The following is a 19,088-nucleotide window of genomic DNA, read 5'->3' on the forward strand; positions in this document are numbered from 1 at the left end:
CACGATCGCATGAAAAAGGGGCGAGCCCCAGCTCACCCCCTCAGACCCGGCAACAGGATAACGCCGACGGCGCCCCCTCAATAGGTGGAGCGCTCCAGGGCCTCACCGCCCTCCTGGATATCCTGCCCCGCACCACGCACGGTATTGCAGCCGCTCAGCAGGCCCAAGCTGAATACCGCCACCAGCATCAATGCCATCAGTCGTCGCATCGCGATTCCCTCCTGGTATGTTACCGACCCGAAGATATCTATCGACTTTACTTTAGCAGCTTCCGAGACACGTCAAGCGAATAGCAGGCGCAGGATGATGGCGACGATCACCGTCAGGGTCAGCCATTTCACCCAGAGGGCGCCCCGGGGGCTCATATTGACCTTCACCGCGAGCCAGGCGCCCAGCATGCTGCCCAGGGCCAGCAGCAGGCCGAAGCCCCAGCGCACCTGGCCGAAGGCGATAAAGACCCCCAGGGCCGGCAGGGTGTAGACCAGGATGATCAGCACCTTGAAGACGTTGACCTGGGCCAGGTCGATGCGCAGCAGGCGATAGAGCACGACGATAAAGAGGATCCCCACCCCCACCTGGATAAAGCCGCCGTAGAGGCCGATGGCAAACATCGCCAGGTAGACCACCGGCGTCAGCCGCTCCACGGTGAGCGGCCGGGTGTCGAGGCGCGGCTGGGGCAACAGCATCAGCAGCGCCGAACCGGCCATCACCGCGATCAGCACCGCCTCGAAGAGGGCGTCGCTGACCCGCAGGGCCAACCAGGCACCGAGCAGCGAGCCCATCACCGCCGGCACCGCCAGGCGCAGGCCGAGGCCGATATGGGAGGCCCCGGCGCGCAGGAAGCTGGTCACCGCCGAGAGGCTCTGCAACACGATGGAGACCCGGTTGGTGCCGTTGGCCACCTGGGGCGGCAGCCCCAGAAACATCAACAGCGGGAGGGTCAGCATCGACCCGCCCGCCGAGAGCACATTGATGAAACCGGCCACGACCCCGATGCCAACCAGGGCCAGGCCTTCGAATAGCGTCATGCCAATGCCTGTTGCGACGCGCGTCCTGCGCGGGAACTCCAGGTCAGGATACCCAGGAAGAGCGCCAGGCCCAAGAGGTCGAGCACGAGCTCACCATGGGGCCAGAGCATCAGGGCACCGATGGGGAACATGGCCAGACGCAGCCACCAGGACAGCTCGCTCTCCAGGTACCCCTCGAGGCCGGCGATAATGGCGTAGATGCCGAACAGGGCGAAGGCGAAGACGGTAAGCATCTCCAGCGGCGAGCCGGTGATCAGCGGCGACCAGACGAACAGCAACGGCACGATATACAGCCCCTTGGCGATCTTCCAAGCGGTGAAGCCGGTGCGCATCTGCGGCGTCTGGGCGATGGCCGCCGCGGCGAAGGCGGTGAGGCAGACCGGCGGCGTGACGTTGGAGTCCTGGGAGAGCCAGAAGATCACCATATGCGCCGCCACCAGCAGCATGGTCAGGGTATGCGGCGACAGGGCCTGCTCATAGAGCTGACCGCGGAAGTCGTCCGGCACCAGGGCCAGCAGCTCCCGGGCCGCCGCGGCATCCATGGGCGCATTCAGGGCCTCCAGGTGCTCCGGGGCGGCGAGCATGAAGATCGCCCTGGCCTGCTCCGGCAGGTCGCCGGCCATGATCAGCTCCAGCAACTGGTCGTGGGCCATCAGGTTATACAGCGCCGGCGCCGAGAGGGTGCCGAGGACGATATAGGCGGCGGTCACCGGCAGGCCCATGCCCAGCACCAGGGAGGCGACGGCGATCAGCACGATGGTGATCAAGAGGCTGCCGCCGGCCCAGTCGGTGATCATCAGCGAGAAGGTATTGCCGATGCCGGTGGTGGAGACCACGTTGACGATCAGCCCCACGGTGAGCAGCAGGATCGCCGTGGTCACCATGTTGCGGCTGCCCAGCGCCAGGGCCTCGAGGATCGCCCTGGGGGTCATCGGGGACGTCGACAGCCAGGAGGCCACCACCACCGAGAGGATGGCGATCCCCGCCGCATAGGTGGGGGTGAAGCCATAGATCAGGGAGGCCACCAGCACCACCAGGGGCAGCAGGAAGTGCCAGCCGCCCTTGAGCACCTCGAGCAGGCGCGGCGCCTCTTCCACGGCCACCTCCTCGGTATGGCTGCGCTTGGCCTCGATGCGCACGAACATCGCCACCGAGAGGAAGTAGAGCAGCGCCGGCAGGGCCGCCACGCCGATGATGGTCAGGTAGGAGACCTGGGTATAGGAGGCCATGATAAAGGCCCCGGCGCCCATCACCGGCGGCATCAGCTGCCCGCCGGTGGAGGCCGCCGCCTCGACGCCGGCGGCGAAACGCGCCGGGAAGCCGGCCTTGCGCATCAGCGGGATGGTGATCACCCCGGTGGAGACGGTATTGGCCACGCTGGACCCGGATACCGAGCCCATCAGGCCGGAGGAGAACACCGCCACGAAGCCGGGCCCACCGACGAAGCGCCCGGCGGCGCAGCGGGCCAGCTCGATGATGAAGTCGCCGGCACCGGAGCGTACCAGGAAGGCGCCGAAGAGGATAAACATAAACACATAGGACCAGGAGATGCGGGCGATGGAGCCCAGCATGCCCTCACCGCCCATATAGCTGCGGTAGAGCACCGTCTCCCAGTTGAGACCGGGGAAACCGAAGACGCCGCTCACGTGGCGTCCCCACCAGGCCACATAGGTCAGCGCCACCAGGCACAGCACCGGAATAAACCAGCCGGTGGTGCGCCGGGCGAACTCCAGCACCAGCGCCAGGGCGAGGATCGAGACCACCCAATCGGCGGTGGAGAAGCGCACCCCGCGGGCGTAGAGGGCGTCCTCGAAGCCGATCAGGTAGAAGGCACAGCCGAGGGCAGCCAGGCCGAGCAACACATCCACCGCCAGCACCAGTCGCTGACCGGTGGCGGAACGCGCCTTGAGCATGGGTACCGAGAGCGCACAGAGCAGGCCGAACATGCCGAAGTGCAGGGCGCTGGTCCACACCTCGGAGAGGGTACCCAGGGTATTGAAGTAGAGATGCGACAGGGACACGACGATGGTCAGGGCGAAGAGCCCTCGACCGAGCCAGGAATGCGCGAGGCGCTCGGGAGCCTCGCTGACGTCTTCGTCGCGTACCTCGGGGGCAGGCATGGTATTCATGGGCAGTCTCGTGGGGCAGGCGTGGATGGGAGTCGGAGCAGGTCTCGCTGAGGCCGCGGCGCGGTGACATCGGCGCAGTGGCAATCGCCGAGGGGCGCTGGGGGCAGGTCGAAGCGAAGCGTCTTTTTCAGGGATGAAAAAGCCGAGCGCCCAGGGATGGGTCTACAGCGTCTTCGCGGAGTGCCTGCCCCCAGAGTAGCCCCGGGCCTCGAGGTACCGAGGTCACGAGCCCGTGGTCTTCAGGAATGGTTTGATGCTCCGGGGGCGATAAGGGGGCTTCAGCCCTCCAGCAGGTGCTCGGGGATCTCCAGCCCCTGCTCCTGGAAGTAACGGGCCGCCCCGGGATGCAGCGGCATGGGCAGGCCATCCAGGGCCTTCTCCAGGGCCATATCTCGGGTCGCCGGGTGGATATTGTTGAGGAACGGCAGGTTCTCGAACATCGCCTTGGTGATCTGGTAGACGTGCTCTTCCGGCACATCGGCATTGACCACCAGGATATTGGGCTGAGCGATGGTCTGGACCGGCGCGTCCTGCTCCGGGTAGGTGCCGGCGGCGATCTCGTAGGGGCTCCACACCGGATAGGCGCTATTGATGCGTGCCAACTGCTCGTCGGTGATATCGAGAATGGCGATATCGTCACCCATATTGGCGAAGGCGCGGGTGACCGCGGAGGCGGGGACCCCGGCGGGGATATTCATGCCGTCGATATTGCCGTTCTGCATGGCATCGGCGCTGGGCCCATAGCCCAGGTAGGCCAGGTCCATCTGCTCCGGGTCGATCTCGAGACCGGCAAGAATCTGCCGACCGGATCCCTCGGTGCCGGAGTTGCGGGCGCCGATGGAGAAGCCGCGATCATAGAGGCGAGTCAGATCGTCGATGGTGCCCGTCTCGGCCAGCTCGCTGCGCATCACGAAGTGCTCGACGTTCTGCCATAGCATGGAGACGGAGCGCACGTTCTCGTAGGCCTGGGGCACCGGGCCCTCGCCGGTCCAGGCCCAGGCACCATAGAGGGCCTGGAGGATGCCGAACTGGGCCTGGCCGTCTTCCATCAGGCGCAGGTTCTCGGCGGAGCCGGCGGAGCTGATGGCGGAGACGGCGATATTATGGGTCGGCTCCAGCTTGACCCTGACCAGGGTCGAGAGGGCCACGCCCACCGGATAGAAGGTCCCGCCGGTGGTGGCGGTGCCCATGATGTACTGACCGCCCTCGTCGCTGGCGCCGGCGCCGGCGGCACCCAGGCCCAGGGCGGCGGCGGTGGCGAGGCTAAGGGCGGACTTGAGGAACTGGCGCTTGTGCATGCTATCTCTCCTGTCGATGATGGCTTGTTATGGTTATGCCACTCGACTAGAGCGATATCCCTGCCAGCTTACCCAATAATCTTTAGAATCAGCATATTAGCAACGGCGCCGAGTCGACGACTGGTCAAGGCGCCCCGGCGATCGGCAAACTGTTGCCGATAACGCCCCCCGCCCCGGCCACTTCTTGCCACCCAGGAGCCTCCCATGAGCGACCTCACCCTCGACCCGCGGCTGGAAGCCGATACTCTCCCCGTCACCGAGCTGGGCCTCTGTCAGGTCCGGCTGATGAACGACGCCCGCTTCCCCTGGCTGGTGCTGGTGCCGCGGCGCCCCGGGGTCACCGAGGTCTATCAGCTGTCGAGGGAGGACCAGGCGACGCTCTGGCGCGAGGCCACGGCCCTGGGCGAAGGGCTGATGAAGACCCTGGACGGCGACAAGCTCAACCTGGCCACCCTGGGCAATATGGTGCCCCAGCTGCACCTGCATGTGATCGTGCGATTCGAGGAGGACGCCGCCTGGCCCGCCCCGGTATGGGGCCAGGGCCGGGCCGAGCCCTACGACGCGGACGGCCAGGCCCGGCGCCGCGACGAGATCCTGGCGATTATCGAGGGACTCGACTTGGGGGAGGCGTAATCAAGCGGCGGCCTACTGGCCGCCGAAGGGGAGGCGAGGCGCCCTCGGTTCGCCGTCCTGGACGGCCGGCGGCGCCCCCAGCAGCGGCGCCGAGGCGGGGTTCTTGACCCCGGTGACGAAGAGGGTGAGGCCCAGCAAGGCGATGGCCAGGCCACCGCCCAGGGCGGCCCAGCCCAGCAGGGGGCCGGCGAGGGCGGCACGGGACTGGCGGGCCAGGCGCCGCTGTGCCCAGTCCCGAGCCAGGACGCTGGCCAGGGCCAGGGCCGAGACCGTCAGGGCCGTGCCCAGGGCCATCACCAGCACCGCCGCCACCCCGGCCCAGAAGAACCCCAGCAGGGAGGCGGCCCCCAGCAAGAGGACGCCGCCGCTGCAGGGGCGCAGCCCGATGGCCACCACCGTGGCCAGGGCGGTGCGCCAGTCGCCGGCCTGCGCCGGGCTCAGGTGGTGACTCCCGCCGCAACCGCAGTCGTGGTCGTGGTCGTGGTCGTGGTCGTGGTCGTGGTCGTGGTCGTGCGGATGGTCATAAGGGGGAGGCCGGTGAGGGCGCGCCTCGCCCGGCGACGAGACGCGCCCGGCCCTGAGGCGGCGAAGGGCCCGCCCGCAGAGCCAGAGCCCCAGCAGGGTCACCATCAGGAAGCTGGCCTGCTCCACCCAGACCACCGAGCCCATGGCCTGGCGGGTCAGCCAGCCCAAGCCGTGAATCAGCACGGTGACCAGGGCGATGGCCACCAGCGCCTGCAGCAGGGAGGCGGCGCAGGAGAGCGCCAGGGCGCGCTTGAGGGCGCCGCCCTGGGTCAGCAGGTAGGTGCTGAGCACCGCCTTGCCGTGTCCGGGCCCGGCGGCATGGAAGACCCCGTAGCCGAAGCTGATGCCCAGCAGTCCCGTCCAGGCCGCCGCCGAGGGCGTGCCGGAGAGCTCGGTGATCGCCAGGGTCAGGGCCCGGTGCAGGTCGCGCTGCCAGGCCACCAGTTGCAGGCCGAGGCCCTGGGCCCCGCCCTGCGCCAGCCATAGCACGCCGGCCAGCAGCAATACGCCCAGGGCGGCGACGCCCCAGCCCCGGGGAGAGCGCAGGAAACCGATTACCGCCGGCATAAGTGATCTCCGCGGCGCTCATGGGCGACGCCGGTTAGATACGACATTGCACCTCTCCCGTCTCGGCGAAGTAGCGGCCCAGGCCCTCCGGGGCCTGATCGTCGGTGTCCAGGCGCGCCGCCTCGGCCACCTGGGCCGGGTCCGGGTCGGCGGCCAGGACGCGGGTCTCGCAGTCGTGATCACCGCTCACCACCAGGGCCTGCTCCCGGGGGACTCGCTCGTCCGCCTCGTGAACCACCTCGATATAGTAGGTGGGATCGTAGACCCGGTAGCGCAGGGTCGCCTCGCCCAGGGGGCGAGGCTCGTCCAGGGGCAGCAGGAAGATGAACTCGACCCGGCCGCCCCGCTCCATCACCGTGTATTCGCTGACCTCGCCCAGGGCCAGGGCCTCCCCATCCAGGCTCAGCTCGGTAAAGTAGCCTTGGGGGGCCAGGGTGTCGCGAATCTCCAGGCCCAGTTGATCCAGGCGCGCCTCCATGGACTCGCCGCCCTCGGCGCGACCCAGCTCCTCCAGCAGCACCAGGCTGTAGAAGGGATCCATCCGCCAGCGCTGATGCAGCGCCTCGACCCGCCCCTGATCATCGAGGATCACCCGCACGCTGAGGTCGATCCAGCCGTGGGGGTGGGCCTGGGCGGCCGCGGGCAGCAGCACGGCGCCCAGCAGCAACAGGCCGCGCCGTATCAGGTGTCTCGGGCTGGGCATGAGGGGCCCCCAGAAAAAGCAACAAGATAACATTATCCACGCTCCTCCTGCGACAGGAAGGCCTCGCGGCGCAGGCCATGGCGCTGCATCTTCTGATTGAGGGTGCGCCGGGGCAGGTCCAGGGCCTCCATCACCGCCTGGATATTGCCCCCGTGGCGGCTCAGCGCCTCGCGCAGCAGGGTCGCCTCGAAGGCCTCCATCTGCGCGGCCAGGGAGGCCGTCTCGGCGGGCGCCGCCGATGCCGACGCCTCCCAGGGCAGCGCCAGGTCGAGGATATAGCGGGTGGCCATGTTGCGCAGCTCGCGCAGGTTGCCCGGCCAGGCGTGACGACTCAGGGCGGCGAGCAGCGTCGCATCCGGCTCCTTCGGCGGACGCTGATGCACCTCCGCCGCCTGGCGACAAAAGTGATAGAAGAGCCGGGGGATATCCTCGCGGCGCTCGCGCAGGGGCGGCAGCGCGAGCTCGGCGATGGCCAGGCGATAGTAGAGGTCCTCGCGGAACCCGCCCCGGGCCGCCAGCGCCAGCAGCTCCTCCTTGGTGGCCGCCACCACCCGCAGGTCCACACGGATCAGCGCATTGCTGCCCAGGCGAGTGAGCTCCCCCTCCTGCAGGGCGCGCAACAGCTTGACCTGGGCCGCCAACGGCAGGGATTCCACCTCGTCGAGGAAGAGGGTGCCGCCACTGGCGTGCTCCAGGGTGCCGATGCGCCGCTCGATGGCCCCGGTAAAGGCGCCCTTCTCGTGGCCGAAGAGCTCCGACTCGATCAGTTCGGCGGCGATGGCGCCACAATTGAGGGCCACGAAGGGCCCCTCGGCGCCGCTCGCCTCGTGGAGGCAGCGGGCCACCACTTCCTTGCCGCTGCCGGTCTCCCCCAGCACCAGCACATTGGCCCGGGTCGGGGCCAGGTTGGCCAGTTGCCGGCGCAGCGCCACCATGGCCGGGGCCTCCCCCAGCAGCCGCGCGGCCAGGTCCCCCTCGCGCAGCGCCTCGCGCAACCGCCGGTTCTCCTGAGCAAGCCGCCGCCGCTCCAGGGCCCGGCGCACGCAGGCCTCCAGGCGTTCCGGCGCGAAGGGCTTCTCGACGAAGTCCCAGGCGCCGGCGCGCATCGCCTCGACCGCCATGGGCACATCGCCATGGCCGGTGATCAGCACCACCGGCGGCGGCTCCTCCAGGGCCTGGACAGCGTCGAGCAGCGCCAGGCCATCGAGGCCCGGCATCTTGACGTCGCTGACCAGCACGCCGCAGGGCTCCCCCGCCGCCAGGGCATCGAGGGCAGCCTGGCCACGCTCGAAGGTACGCACCGCGAGCTCGGAGAGCTCCAGCCATTGACTCAGGGACGCCCGGACGTCCGGATCGTCGTCCACCAACCAGATGGGTAGCGACGCGGGGTCTCTCTCATTCATGCGTTTTCTCGTCTGTCGCCGGGGCGACGGCCCGGGGCAGCTCGACCCGGAACCAGGCCCCTCCCGTCGCGTTGTTGCCGGCCTGGAGGCGGCCGTCCAGGTCCTGAACGATACCGAAGCTGATAAAGAGCCCCAAGCCCAGGCCGTCGCCCACCGCCTTGGTGGTAAAGAAGGGGTCGAAGAGCTTGTCGAGCAGCGCCTCGGGAATGCCCGGCCCATTATCGGCGATACGCACTACCCAGCACGAGGGGGCCGCCTCGATGCTCACCTCCAGTCGCGGCGTCTCGACGCCGCGCAGGGCATCCAGGGCATTGCGCAAGAGGTTGGTCAGCAGCTGCTCGAGGCGCACCTCGTCCCCCAGCACCCAGGCCGGCTCGGCCTCGGGGCGTCGCACCAGCGCCTCGATACCCTGCTTATCGAGACGCTCGGCCAGCAGCTCCAGCACGAAATCGAGGCGCGCCGAGAGGTCGACCGGCTCCCGGGCACCGCCCTTGCGGGCGTACAGCTTGAGCTGGCGGATCAGGGTGGCCAGGCGCTCGCAGAGCCCTTGGATGCGCCGGAAGTTCTCCTCCGCGGCCTCCGAACGCCCACGCTGAATCAGCCGCTCGCCGTTGGCCGCATAGGTGCGAATCCCCGACAGGGGCTGGTTGAGCTCGTGGGCGATGCCCGCCGCCATGGTGCCCAGGGCCGCCAGCTTGCCGGCCTGCACCAGCTCCGCCTGGGCCTCGTGCAGGGCACGGGTGCGCTCCACCACCCGCGCCTCCAGCTGTTCGTTGGCCTCGCGATAGATCCGTGCCTCCCGCTCGCGCAGGCGCTGGCGCTTCTGTCGCTCGCGCAGCCACAGCCCCAGCAGCAGCAGCGCCACCCACACCGCCGCGCCCCCCATCAGCGCATTGCGGGCGCTGACGTAGAGGGGACGCACCGGGGTCAGGTAGTGCATCCGCCAGCCCAGGGTCGCCAGCGGCAAGGCACTGGCCAGATAACGCTCGCCGAGCCCCTGATCGCCGATGCGCAGGGTACCGTCGCCCAAGCGTTCACCCAGGGGCGCCAGGGGCCGTCCCATGAATTGGCGCTGGGCACGGATCTCCGCCCGGGCCTCCGGCGAGAGCTCGCCGAGCCGTCGATAGCGCCACTCGGGACGACTGGATAGGATCACCACGCCATTGGCATCGATCAACAGGACCCGCTCGCCGGCCCGACGCCAGTCGGTCTGCAGCGCCTCCAGGGAGACCTTGACCACCAGCACCCCGGTGGGCGACGCCCGCTCCTGGCCCACCGCCGCGGCGATAAAGTAGCCCGGCCGCCCGGAGGTGCTGCCCACGGCGAAGAACTCCCCCCACCCCTCGGCCAGGGCATCGTGCACATAGGGACGGAAGCGGTAATCGTGGCCGACGAAGCTGTCGGGGCCGGCATGGTTGCTGCTGGCCAGGGTGATGCCCTCGGCGTCCACCAGGAAGATCGCCTCGGCGCCGGAGCGTTCCGCGACCCGCGCCAGGTAGGCATTGACCTGGGGCAGGAAGACGCCGGCGGGGTCGAGCAGGGCGGCCTGCACCAGGGGCTGGCGCGCCAGCAGGTCCGGCAGGTAGGTGAAGCGCTCCTGGGCCCCCTCCAGGCTGCTGCCATAGAGGGCCAGGCGTGCCTCGGCATGGCGCCGGGCCTCCGCCTGGGCCTGGGCATACTGCCAGTGCCAGAGCCACCACAGGCTCAGCAGGGCGATGGCGGCCGGGACCAGCCAGGCCAGCCGACGCAGCCCTGGCCGAGTCAAGGCAGCAGCCCCGACTCGGCCCCAAGCTCGACCAGCAAGGGGGCGAGCTCATGGGGGGCCAGGACGCCAAACCAGACGCGTTTCATATCGTTGTCTCCTCGATGGTGGCCCTCAGGCCGCGGCAGAAGCCGGCGCTGATCGGGCCCAGTGCCATGTCGCTGTCGTGCCCCCCGCCGGGCCCCGGGAAATCTACAAGAGCCCGCGGGACGTGCAAGGGGCCCGGTCAGCTCTTATGCTCAGCGTAACCCCGGCACCGCCCCCGGCACATGCGGACGAATGAGACGCCGCTTGACCGCCGGCCCACGGCTCGAGTCCCAGGAGACCCCGAGATGAAGATCCTGATCGCCCCCGACAGCTACAAGGATGCCCTGGCGGCCAGCGATGCCGCCGCCGCCATCGCCCAGGGTATCCGCCGCGCCGCCCCCGAGGCCAGCTGCGTGCTCTGCCCCCTGGGCGACGGCGGCGAAGGGACCCTGGACGCCCTGCTCGCCGCCACCGGCGCCGAACGCCGCCTGGCTCGGGTGCAGGATGCCCTGGGGCGCCCCATCGAGGCGGCCTGGGGCTGGCTGGCGGAGTCGCGCACCGCCTTCGTCGAGCTGGCCCAGGCCAGCGGCCTGGAGGCGCTGCACCGGGACGAGCGGGACGCCCTGAACGCCTCCACCTTCGGCACCGGCGAGCTGATCCGCGCGGCCCTGGACGCCGGTGCCCGCCGGCTGCTGCTGACCCTCGGCGGCAGCGCCACCAACGACGCCGGGGCGGGAATGCTCCAGGCCCTGGGCGCCCGCCTGCTGAATGCCCGCGGCGAGGCCCTGCCTCCCGGTGGCGCGGCCCTGGCCGAGCTGGATCGCCTCGAGCTCGATGATCTGGACCCGCGCCTGGCCGGGCTGGAGGTGCAGGCCGCCGTCGACGTGGACAACCCCCTGCTCGGGGAACGCGGCGCCAGCGCCGTCTTCGGTCCCCAGAAGGGCGCCGACGCGACGCAGGTGGCCCGCCTGGATGCCGCCCTGGCGAACTTCGCCGAGCGGGTCGCCGCCATCCTCGGCGAGGAGCATCGCGACCTGGCCGGGGCCGGGGCCGCCGGGGGCATGGGCTTCGCCGCCCGCGCCTTCCTCGGCGCCGACCTGCGCCCCGGTATCGAGCTGGTGATGGAGCAGGTCGACTTCGCCGCCCTGCTCGAGGGCAGCGACCTGGTGATCACCGGCGAGGGGCAGCTGGATGGGCAGAGCCTGGCCGGCAAGACGCCGGTGGGCGTGGCGCGCCGCGCCCGGGCCGCCGAGATCCCCTGCGTGGTGCTGGCGGGGCGCCTGGGGCCCCAGTGGCAGGCCGCCCATGACGAGGGCGTCACCGCCGCCTTCGCCCTGGCCGACGGCCCCATGGACCTGGACAGTGCCCTGACGCGCTGCAACGAGCTGCTGGCGGATCGCGCCGAGAGCCTGATCCGGCTGATCCGCGCCTGGCGCCTTGCGCCGGTGCGCGATTAAGGCCGACTATGGGAGCGATGATAAGAAACGTCTTATCATCGCCCCCCTCGGGGCCTAGACTGGACTCAGCATTCACCCAAGGATCAAGGAGGCATCCCAGATGTCCGATATCAATGCCATCGGCCTGCACGAATCCAGCGCCAGCCAGCTCGCCGAGAAGCTCAACGAGCTGCTGGCCAATTACCAGGTCTTCTACATGAACGTGCGGGGCTACCACTGGAACGTCAAGGGCCCGCAATTCTTCGAGCTGCACACCAAGTTCGAGGAGTTCTATACCGACCTGCTGACCAAGGTGGACGAGGTGGCGGAGCGCATCCTGACCCTAGGCCATCAGCCGGTGCACGCCTACAGCGATTACACCCAGCTGTCGCGCATCGCCGAGGAGAAGAACGTTCATGATGGCGAGGCCTGCGTGCGCGGCGTGCTCAAGGGCTACCAGACCCTGATCGAGCTGCAGCGGGAGATCCTCTCCCTGGCCTCGGACGCCGACGACGAGGGCACCGCCGCCCAGGCCGGCGACTATATCCGCGAGCAGGAGAAGACCGTCTGGATGCTGAACGCCTATCTGGGCTAAGCCGGACGCCAATCCGAGAAACCCACCAGAACGCCGCCCATGTCGGGCGGCGTTCTGCGTTAGGGGCGGCGTAGGTCGGATAAGCCGAAGGCGCATCCGACGCCCCATGTCGGATGCCCTCGCCCGAGGCTCGTTTATCCGACCTACGAGTCGGCCAGTTCCTCCACCAGGGCCCGCAGCAGCCCCCAGAACTCCTCGACGGAGTCCAGCTCGACTCTTTCGTCCGGCGAATGGGCCCCGCGAATCAGCGGCCCGAAGGAGATCATCTCGAGGTCCGGGTACTTGCCCCCCAGGATGCCGCACTCCAGCCCCGCATGGATCACCTTGACCTCCGGGTCGCGGCCCAGGCGGCGTCGATGCAGGTCGCAAAAACGCGCCAGCAGCCGGCTGTCGGGGTCGGGGGTCCAGCCGGGATAGGCGTTCTCCACCCGGGTGCGGGCACCGATCAGCCCGAACAGGGCGCGGAAGCGATCCGCCAGGTCCCGGGTGGCGCTATCGCGCAGGGAGCGCACCAGGGCACAGAGATGGAAGCGCCCCGCCGCCAGGCTCACCACCCCCAGGTTATTGGAGGTCTCCACCACCCCGGGCAGCTCGGCACTCATCCTCTCGACCCCGCAGGGGGCGGCGTGCAGGGCGTCCACCAGCAGATGGCTGGCGGTGGGGGTCAGGGCCTCCTCGACCTCGTCGCCCCAGGGGCTTAGCGTCAGGCGCAGCCCCTCGTCGACGCCCTTGAGCTCGGCGCGCAGCTCCGCCGCCAGGGCCTCGAGCCTTGCCTGGGCCGCAGTCACTTCGTCCTCCGGCAGGGCCAGGGTGGCGAAGGCCTCCCGGGGCAGGGCATTGCGCAGGGTGCCCCCCTGGTAGTCGATCAACCGCACCTCGCAGGGCGCCAGGGCGCGCAGGACCCGCATCAGTAAACGGTTGGCGTTGCCGCGCCCCTTGTGGATATCGATGCCGGAGTGGCCGCCCATCAGGCCGGTCAGGGCCAGGCGATAGGGACGCTCCTCCTCGCTCAGGGGACTGGTGGGTAGCTGCGCCTCCACCACCACGTCGGCGCCACCGGCGCAGCCCACATAGACCTGGCCACGATCCTCGGAGTCCAGGTTGAGCAGCAGTTGCCCCTGAAGCCAGCCCTCGGCGAGGTTGAGGGCGCCGCCCATGGAGGACTCCTCCTCCAGGGTAAAGAGCGCTTCCAGGGGGCCATGCACCAGGCTCTCGTCCTCGAGGATCGCCAGGGCCGCGGCCACCCCCAGGCCGTTGTCGGCGCCCAGGGTGGTGTGCCGGGCGTGCAGCCAGCCCTCCGCCGCATAGGTGTCGATGGGGTCGCGGGTGAAGTCGTGGGGATGATCGGCGTTGGCCTGGGCCACCATGTCCAGGTGACCCTGGAGGATCACCCCGGGGGCCGCCTCACACCCGGGGCTGGCCGCCTTGCGGATACGCAGGTTGCCATAGGCGTCGCGATCATGGGCCAGGCCCCGGGCCTCGGCCCAGGCCTCGAGGGCCGCCACCAGGGCCGCCTCATGGCCGGAGGGGCGCGGGGTATTGCACAGGGTACGGAAGTGGCGCCACAGCAGGCGCGGCTCGAGCTGTTCGAGATGTGCGTTCATAGCGGCTCTGTTCGGTCGATAACCGGCCTACCTTACCGGCCGGTCACGACCAGGAAAAGTCGTTTACCGCGCCAAGGCAGTCAGCCCCTCCCCGCCCCCGACACCCGGCCACCGCCTACGAGAGGGCGAAAGCGGCTTTAGTCCGGGTCATCCAGAAAGGGCACCAGCGCCGCCAGGGCCCGGCGCAGCCGGGCCTCCACCTCGCGCCGACCGCTAAGTCCGAGGGACCGGGCCAGCCAGGTGGTGTCGCGGCCCTGGAAGAGCGCCGCCACCAGCAGCCAGGCGTGGTCATCCCGGGGCGCGCCGCGGGCCAGCGCCCGGCGCAGGGCGGCCTGCAGGGCCGGGCGCGCCAGGGCCGGGGCGCGCTTGGCGAAGGCCACGTCCTCCAGGTCGCGGCGCTGCACCGGGGTCAGGGGCCCCGCCGCTCCCTCCGCCAGCAGCGCCAGGGCCAGCTCGGGGTCCAGCGCCTCGAGCTCGAAGGCCAGCAGGCTGGGCAGCAGGGCCTGGAAGCCCTCGGCCAGCGTCGCCGCCAGGGCTTCGCCGGCGGGGCTGGTGGGGCAGACCACCATCACCGCATGCTCGCCGCTGGCGGCCTCCCGGGTCAGCCCCAGGCGCACCGCGCGGAACCCCGCGGCGCGCCAGAAGGCCAGCAACCCCGGCTCGGCGCCGAAGCTGGCGCCCAACAGGTCGATGCCGTCGTGGCGGGCCTGGGCCAGCTCGCCGGCCAGCAGTGCCTCGCCGAGGCCCTGGCGGCGGCAGTCACCGTGCACGGCGATACGCATCACCCGGCGCAGCCGCGCCCGCAGCGCCGCCCGGGAGCCGGCATGGGCGGCCAGGGACTGGGCCAGCAAGTGCCCCCGGGGGCGACGCTCTCCCCGGGCCACCCGTTCCGCCAGCTCGGCGGAAAAGCCCCCCTCCTCCACGCAGAGGGTCACCCCCAGGGGCGCCCCACTCGCTTCCAGGCTGGTGATATGCACCCCGGGCCCGTCGAGCAGCTGGCGCAGGTCGCTGGGCTGGGTACGGTAGTGGGCCTGTACCAGCAGGCCGAACAGGGCCCGCAGGCGTGGCTCGTCGGCGGCCAGTTCGGCGCGCCGCAATCGCCGACGACTCAGGGCCGCCGGCGGCGGGTCAGCGGGTTCGGCGTCCAGCAACGGCAGGCGCCGACGACTCGGGGCCGAGACAGGCGGCAGCGCCGCCGGTGGATCGGCGGGTTCGGCGTCCAGCAGCAGCAGGCGATCGGTCAGCGCCTCCAGGGGGTCTCCCGGGGCCCAGCGCACCGGGGTGATCAACCGCAGCCCTTGCCACTGGGGGGCCTGGCGCTCCAGGTGCTCGCGAAAGCGCAGCGCGAAGCCGCGCCCCGAGCCCTCGTAGCCGTGTACCGTGGTGGCGAAGACCAGCCGCGGGAAGTGCCCCAGCCAGCGCCCCAGCAGGGGAGCGGGAATGGCCGCCGCCTCGTCCACCAGCAGCAGCCCCCCCTTGGCATCGATCTCGCCGGCCTCCAGGGCCGCCAGCAGGGCGTCCGGGGCCAGGAAGGTCACCGCCTGGCCGCTGGCCTCGAGACGGAAATCGTTGCCCTGGCGACGCCCCTCGGGGCACAGCGCGGCGAGGCGCTCGAATAGCGCCTCCAGGGCGGCGGGACGCGGGGCGGTGAGGAAGATCCGCGGCTCGCCGGCGGCCAGCCAGCGGGCGCAGGCGATGCCCAGGGCGGCGCTCTTGCCGCGACCGCGGTCGGCGGTGAGCACCAGGGGACGCCGACGCCGCAGCTTGACCAACCGCGCCACCGCCTCGGCCTGATCCCGGGTCAGGCAGTCGCCATCGGGGCTCGGTGCCACGGGCACCGCCTCGCCCGGCCGGGGGGGCTGCGGCGCAGTGCCGGGGCGCCAGCTCAGGACCTCCGGGGCGTCCGCCAGCAGCCGCGCCAGCCGTGCCAGGTAGCGGGCGCTAAGCTGCTCTACCCGATAGGGGTGCTCGGCCAGGCGCCGGTAGTCGGCATCGGGCGCCGCCCCCCAGTCGGCGGGAGTCAGCAGCACCAGCAGGCCGCCGGCACGCAGGGTACCGGCCAGGGCGCCGAAGGCCTCCGGGTCGAAGCCTTCGCCTGCGCCCTGGGCGGCGAAGACGATCAGGTCATGTTCGCCGCCCAGGCGGGTGCGCGCCTTGCCGGGCGGCAGGTCATGCTCCGCGACCCCGGCGGGCGGATGGTCGGCGACCCATAGCGGCCGGGCCCAGGCGGCGGCATTCCAGAGCGCCAGGGCCCGTGCCCGGCACGCCTCGGCATCGCCGGCCAGCCACACCAGGCCACGCCACTGGCGCTCGGCCAGGGCACCGCGCCAGGCCAGCAGGGGAGCGAGTTCTTCGGTCATCGACAAGGGGGACACCTCCTGAGGGCCGCAGTGTAGCAGCGGCGCGACGCGATACCAGGCGCCAGCCAGGCCGGCGGGGCGCCCCACGGCTGCCAAGCCGGTGGCTAACTGCTATGATTCGTCGCTGAGATTTCGTCCCATTTCACTCTATATCGTGCTCCGGCAGGAGGCCCCGCGTGACCCACCCCCCCAGCCAGACCGCGGCTCCACCCGCTCGCCGCTTCCTGCCCCATATCAGCCCCTGGACCCTGCTCACCCTGGTGATCGCCGCCGTGGTGGCCCTGCCGGTGATCACGGTGCTGGCCCATGTCCTGATGCCCACCGAGGGCGTCTGGCAGCACCTGGCCGCGACCGTGCTGCCCCGCTACCTGACCAACACCCTGATCCTGGCGCTGTGCGTGGGCCTGGGCACGGCGCTGATCGGCACCGCCACCGCCTGGCTGGTGGTGATGTGCCGCTTCCCGGGGCGGCGGATCTTCGAATGGGCGCTGCTGTTGCCCCTGGCGGTGCCCACCTACGTGATCGCCTACGCCTACACCGACTTCCTACAGTATGCGGGGCCCCTGCAGAGCGGGCTACGCGAGCTCTTCGACTGGGGTCGCGGCGACTACTACTTCCCCAATATCCGCTCCCTGGGGGGCGCCGCCACCCTGATCACCCTGGTGCTCTACCCCTATGTCTATATGCTGGCCCGAGCCGCCTTCCTGGAGCAGTCGGTGTGCGTGCTGGACGTGGGCCGCACCCTGGGGCGCGGGCCCTGGCGACTCTTCTCGAGCATCGCCGTGCCCCTGGCGCGGCCGGCCATCGTCGGCGGGGTGTCGCTGGCGCTGATGGAGACCCTCAACGAGTTCGGCGCGGTGCAGTTCTTCGGCGTCGACACCTTCACCACCGGCATCTACCGCACCTGGTTCGGCATGGGCGAACCGGTGGCCGCGGCCCAGCTGGCCGCCTGCCTGCTGCTGTTCGTGATGACCCTGGTGCTGCTGGAGCGCTGGTCCCGGGGCAAGCGCCGCTACTTCCATACCTCGAGCCGCTATCAGCAGCTTCCGGAGTATCGCCTGGGCGGCCTGCGCGGCCTGGGGGCCTTCCTGGCCTGCGCCCTGCCGGTGCTGGTCGGCTTCCTGATTCCCAGCCTGCTGCTGCTCGATATGGCCATCGCCGAGGGCGATTCCCTGTTCGGCCGACGCTTTATCGACTTCGCCCGCAACAGCCTGATCCTCGCCGCCCTGGCGGCGCTGATGGCGGTGGGCCTGGCGGTGGTGCTCAGCTACGGGGCGCGCCTGAGCCGCACCTCCGTGACCCGCACCGCCACGCGCATCGCCGCCATGGGTTACGCCATCCCCGGCTCGGTGGTGGCGGTGGGCATCCTGATCCCCTTCGCCTGGCTCGACAGCCGCCTCAACGAGTACCTGCAGACGCACTACGGCATGCTCGTCGGGCTGGTCTTCAGCGGCTCCGCCTTTATCCTCGTCTACGCCTATGTGGTGCGCTTCCTGGCGGTCTCCTTCAACACCATCGAGGCGAGCCTGGGCAAGGTCACCCCCTCCATGGACGCCGCCTCCCGCACCCTGGGCCAGACCGCCGGCGGCACCCTGCGCCGGGTGCATACGCCGCTGATGCGCGGCAGCCTGCTGGCGGCGGGCATCCTGGTCTTCGTCGACGTGATGAAGGAGCTGCCCGCCACCATTATCCTGCGGCCCTTCAACTTCGACACCCTGGCGGTGCGGGCCCACAACCTGGCCTCGGACGAGCGCCTCGCCGAGGCCTCGACCTCCTCCCTGGCCATCGTGGTGGTGGGGATCATCCCGGTGATCCTGCTGAGCCTGGCGATGCGCCGCTCACGCCCCGGCAGCGGCGTCCGCAAAGACGAAGACCTGTGACGGATCCAGGGCCAGACCGACCGGCTGGCCCTCCTCGGGCAGGAAGACCCCCGGCACCCGGGCATGCAGGTGATGCTCGCCGTCCGGCCAGTGGGCACAGATATGCAGCAGGCTGGAGCGCCCCAGCAGCCGCGCCATGATCACATGGCTGACGCCGTGCTCGGCGGGCCCCTCCAGTGACGTGACACTCAGCGCCTCGGGGCGGATCAGCACCCGGGCGGCCGCGCCCTCGGCCAGCCCCGCGGCACGCACCGGCCCCACCGGGGTCTGCACCACGCCGTTGCGCACCTCCCCCCGCCACTCGTTGACCTCGCCGAAGAAGGTCACCACGAAGGGATCCTTGGGCTCGCAGTAGAGCTCCTGGGGGGTGCCCATCTGCACGATGCGCCCGTCGCGCATCAGGGCGATGCGGTCGGCCATGAACATCGCCTCCTCCGGGTCATGGGTCACCAGCAGGGTGGCCGCACCGACCCGCTTGAGCACATGCAGGGTATCGTCGCGGATGCGATCGCGCAGCCGCGCGTCCAGGCTGGAGAAGGGCTCGTCCAGCAGCATCAGCTGCGGCGCCGGAGCCAAGGCCCGGGCCAGGGCCACGCGCTGCTGCTGCCCCCCGGAGAGCATATGCGGGTAGCTCTTGGCGTAGCCGCCCATGCCCAACTGGTCGAGCAGCGCCAGGGCGCGCTGCTGGCGCAGCTTGGCGGGCTGCCCCTCGAGGCCGAAGGTGACATTGTCGAGCACCGTCAGGTGCGGGAAGAGCGCCGAGTCCTGGAAGGCCAGGCCGACGTTGCGCTTCTCCGGCGGCAGGTGACGCAGCCCGGGGCCGGCGATGCGTTCGCCGCCGAGGAAGAGCTCGCCCTCCTGCAACGGCTCCAGGCCCGCGGCGATGCGCAGCAGGGTGGTCTTGCCGCAGCCGGAGGGGCCGAGCAGGCAGACCACCTCCCCCGGCGCCATCTCCAGGCTGACGTCATGGACCACGGCATGGCCATCGTAGGCATGGCGGACACCTTGCAGGGAGAGGGCGCCGGCGGGGTGTGGCGCGACCTGGGCGATATCGGCGAGAGTCTCGGTGCTGGTCATAGGCTCGAACGATCGGATTCAACGACGAATGAGTGTCCGCCCATCTTACGCGAGAATGCGC

General features: G+C 70.3%; 15 protein-coding genes. 4 read left to right on the forward strand and 11 right to left on the reverse strand.

Translation table 11 applies throughout. The annotated features are described in order from the left end of the window. Window positions 1–77: 77 nt before the first annotated feature. The 4 genes from NFU04_RS02655 to NFU04_RS02670 all read right to left on the reverse strand — a co-directional run bounded on the left by NFU04_RS02655 (window position 78) and on the right by NFU04_RS02670 (window position 4,455). Complete coding sequence (locus tag NFU04_RS02655; RefSeq protein WP_146802979.1) at window positions 78–209, reverse strand: entericidin A/B family lipoprotein; 132 nt, start codon at window positions 207–209, stop codon at window positions 78–80. 72 nt (window positions 210–281) lie between these two features. Further along, window positions 282–1,028 carry a sulfite exporter TauE/SafE family protein gene (locus NFU04_RS02660; RefSeq protein WP_251307985.1) on the reverse strand — a complete coding sequence of 249 codons (747 nt, stop codon included), beginning with the start codon at window positions 1,026–1,028 and terminating at the stop codon, window positions 282–284. Continuing rightward, complete coding sequence (locus NFU04_RS02665) at window positions 1,025–3,157, reverse strand: TRAP transporter permease (protein WP_251307986.1); 2,133 nt, start codon at window positions 3,155–3,157, stop codon at window positions 1,025–1,027. Before NFU04_RS02665 ends, NFU04_RS02660 begins: the two co-directional genes overlap by 4 nt. Window positions 3,158–3,435: 278 nt before the next feature. Next, a complete protein-coding gene (locus NFU04_RS02670) occupies window positions 3,436–4,455 on the reverse strand; it encodes a TAXI family TRAP transporter solute-binding subunit (RefSeq protein WP_251307987.1) in 1,020 nt (339 codons plus the stop codon). Window positions 4,456–4,659: 204 nt separating this feature from the next. On the opposite strand from NFU04_RS02670, the gene NFU04_RS02675 reads away from it, so the two are divergent. Continuing rightward, a complete protein-coding gene (locus tag NFU04_RS02675) occupies window positions 4,660–5,088 on the forward strand; it encodes an HIT domain-containing protein (RefSeq protein WP_146802983.1) in 429 nt (142 codons plus the stop codon). Window positions 5,089–5,100: 12 nt separating this feature from the next. Here NFU04_RS02675 and NFU04_RS02680 read toward each other — a convergent pair whose 3' ends face one another. From NFU04_RS02680 to NFU04_RS02695, 4 genes are read right to left on the reverse strand one after another with little or no spacing between them, the layout of a single operon-like run. Then, window positions 5,101–6,180: a nickel/cobalt transporter gene (locus tag NFU04_RS02680; protein WP_251307988.1), complete on the reverse strand. Its 1,080-nt coding sequence runs from the start codon at window positions 6,178–6,180 to the stop codon at window positions 5,101–5,103. A gap of 34 nt (window positions 6,181–6,214) precedes the next feature. Next, window positions 6,215–6,883: a DUF1007 family protein gene (locus NFU04_RS02685; protein ID WP_251307989.1), complete on the reverse strand. Its 669-nt coding sequence runs from the start codon at window positions 6,881–6,883 to the stop codon at window positions 6,215–6,217. A 32-nt stretch (window positions 6,884–6,915) separates the two neighbouring features. Continuing rightward, window positions 6,916–8,286, reverse strand: a complete 1,371-nt coding sequence (locus NFU04_RS02690) for a sigma-54-dependent transcriptional regulator (RefSeq protein WP_251307990.1) — start codon at window positions 8,284–8,286, stop codon at window positions 6,916–6,918. Beyond that, window positions 8,279–10,051: a sensor histidine kinase gene (locus NFU04_RS02695; RefSeq protein WP_251307991.1), complete on the reverse strand. Its 1,773-nt coding sequence runs from the start codon at window positions 10,049–10,051 to the stop codon at window positions 8,279–8,281. The genes NFU04_RS02690 and NFU04_RS02695 overlap by 8 nt, the downstream gene beginning before the upstream one ends. 329 nt (window positions 10,052–10,380) lie before the next feature. Between NFU04_RS02695 and NFU04_RS02700 the strand changes: the two genes are divergently transcribed. Together NFU04_RS02700 and NFU04_RS02705 are read left to right on the forward strand one after the other, a co-directional pair. After that, window positions 10,381–11,532, forward strand: coding sequence for a glycerate kinase (locus NFU04_RS02700; RefSeq protein ID WP_251307992.1), 1,152 nt, complete (start codon window positions 10,381–10,383; stop codon window positions 11,530–11,532). Between the two features lie 100 nt (window positions 11,533–11,632). After that, the gene (locus tag NFU04_RS02705; RefSeq protein ID WP_251307993.1) at window positions 11,633–12,106 is read left to right on the forward strand and encodes a Dps family protein; all 474 of its coding nucleotides are present in this window, start codon (window positions 11,633–11,635) and stop codon (window positions 12,104–12,106) included. Window positions 12,107–12,249: 143 nt separating this feature from the next. On the opposite strand, the gene NFU04_RS02710 is transcribed toward NFU04_RS02705, so the two are convergent. Continuing rightward, window positions 12,250–13,710, reverse strand: coding sequence for an aminoacyl-histidine dipeptidase (locus NFU04_RS02710; RefSeq protein ID WP_251307994.1), 1,461 nt, complete (start codon window positions 13,708–13,710; stop codon window positions 12,250–12,252). A 137-nt stretch (window positions 13,711–13,847) separates the two neighbouring features. Continuing rightward, window positions 13,848–16,070: a tRNA(Met) cytidine acetyltransferase TmcA gene (locus NFU04_RS02715; RefSeq protein WP_251308019.1), complete on the reverse strand. Its 2,223-nt coding sequence runs from the start codon at window positions 16,068–16,070 to the stop codon at window positions 13,848–13,850. A gap of 224 nt (window positions 16,071–16,294) precedes the next feature. On the opposite strand from NFU04_RS02715, the gene NFU04_RS02720 reads away from it, so the two are divergent. Beyond that, window positions 16,295–17,950, forward strand: a complete 1,656-nt coding sequence (locus tag NFU04_RS02720; RefSeq protein ID WP_459382061.1) for an ABC transporter permease — start codon at window positions 16,295–16,297, stop codon at window positions 17,948–17,950. Here NFU04_RS02720 and NFU04_RS02725 read toward each other — a convergent pair. Further along, complete coding sequence (locus tag NFU04_RS02725) at window positions 17,909–19,027, reverse strand: ABC transporter ATP-binding protein (RefSeq protein ID WP_251307996.1); 1,119 nt, start codon at window positions 19,025–19,027, stop codon at window positions 17,909–17,911. The two genes, NFU04_RS02720 and NFU04_RS02725, sit on opposite strands and share 42 nt — an antisense overlap. Window positions 19,028–19,088: the final 61 nt, after the last annotated feature.

It is taken from the genome of Halomonas sp. NCCP-2165, assembly GCF_023708045.1.
Classification (GTDB): domain Bacteria; phylum Pseudomonadota; class Gammaproteobacteria; order Pseudomonadales; family Halomonadaceae; genus Bisbaumannia; species Bisbaumannia pacifica.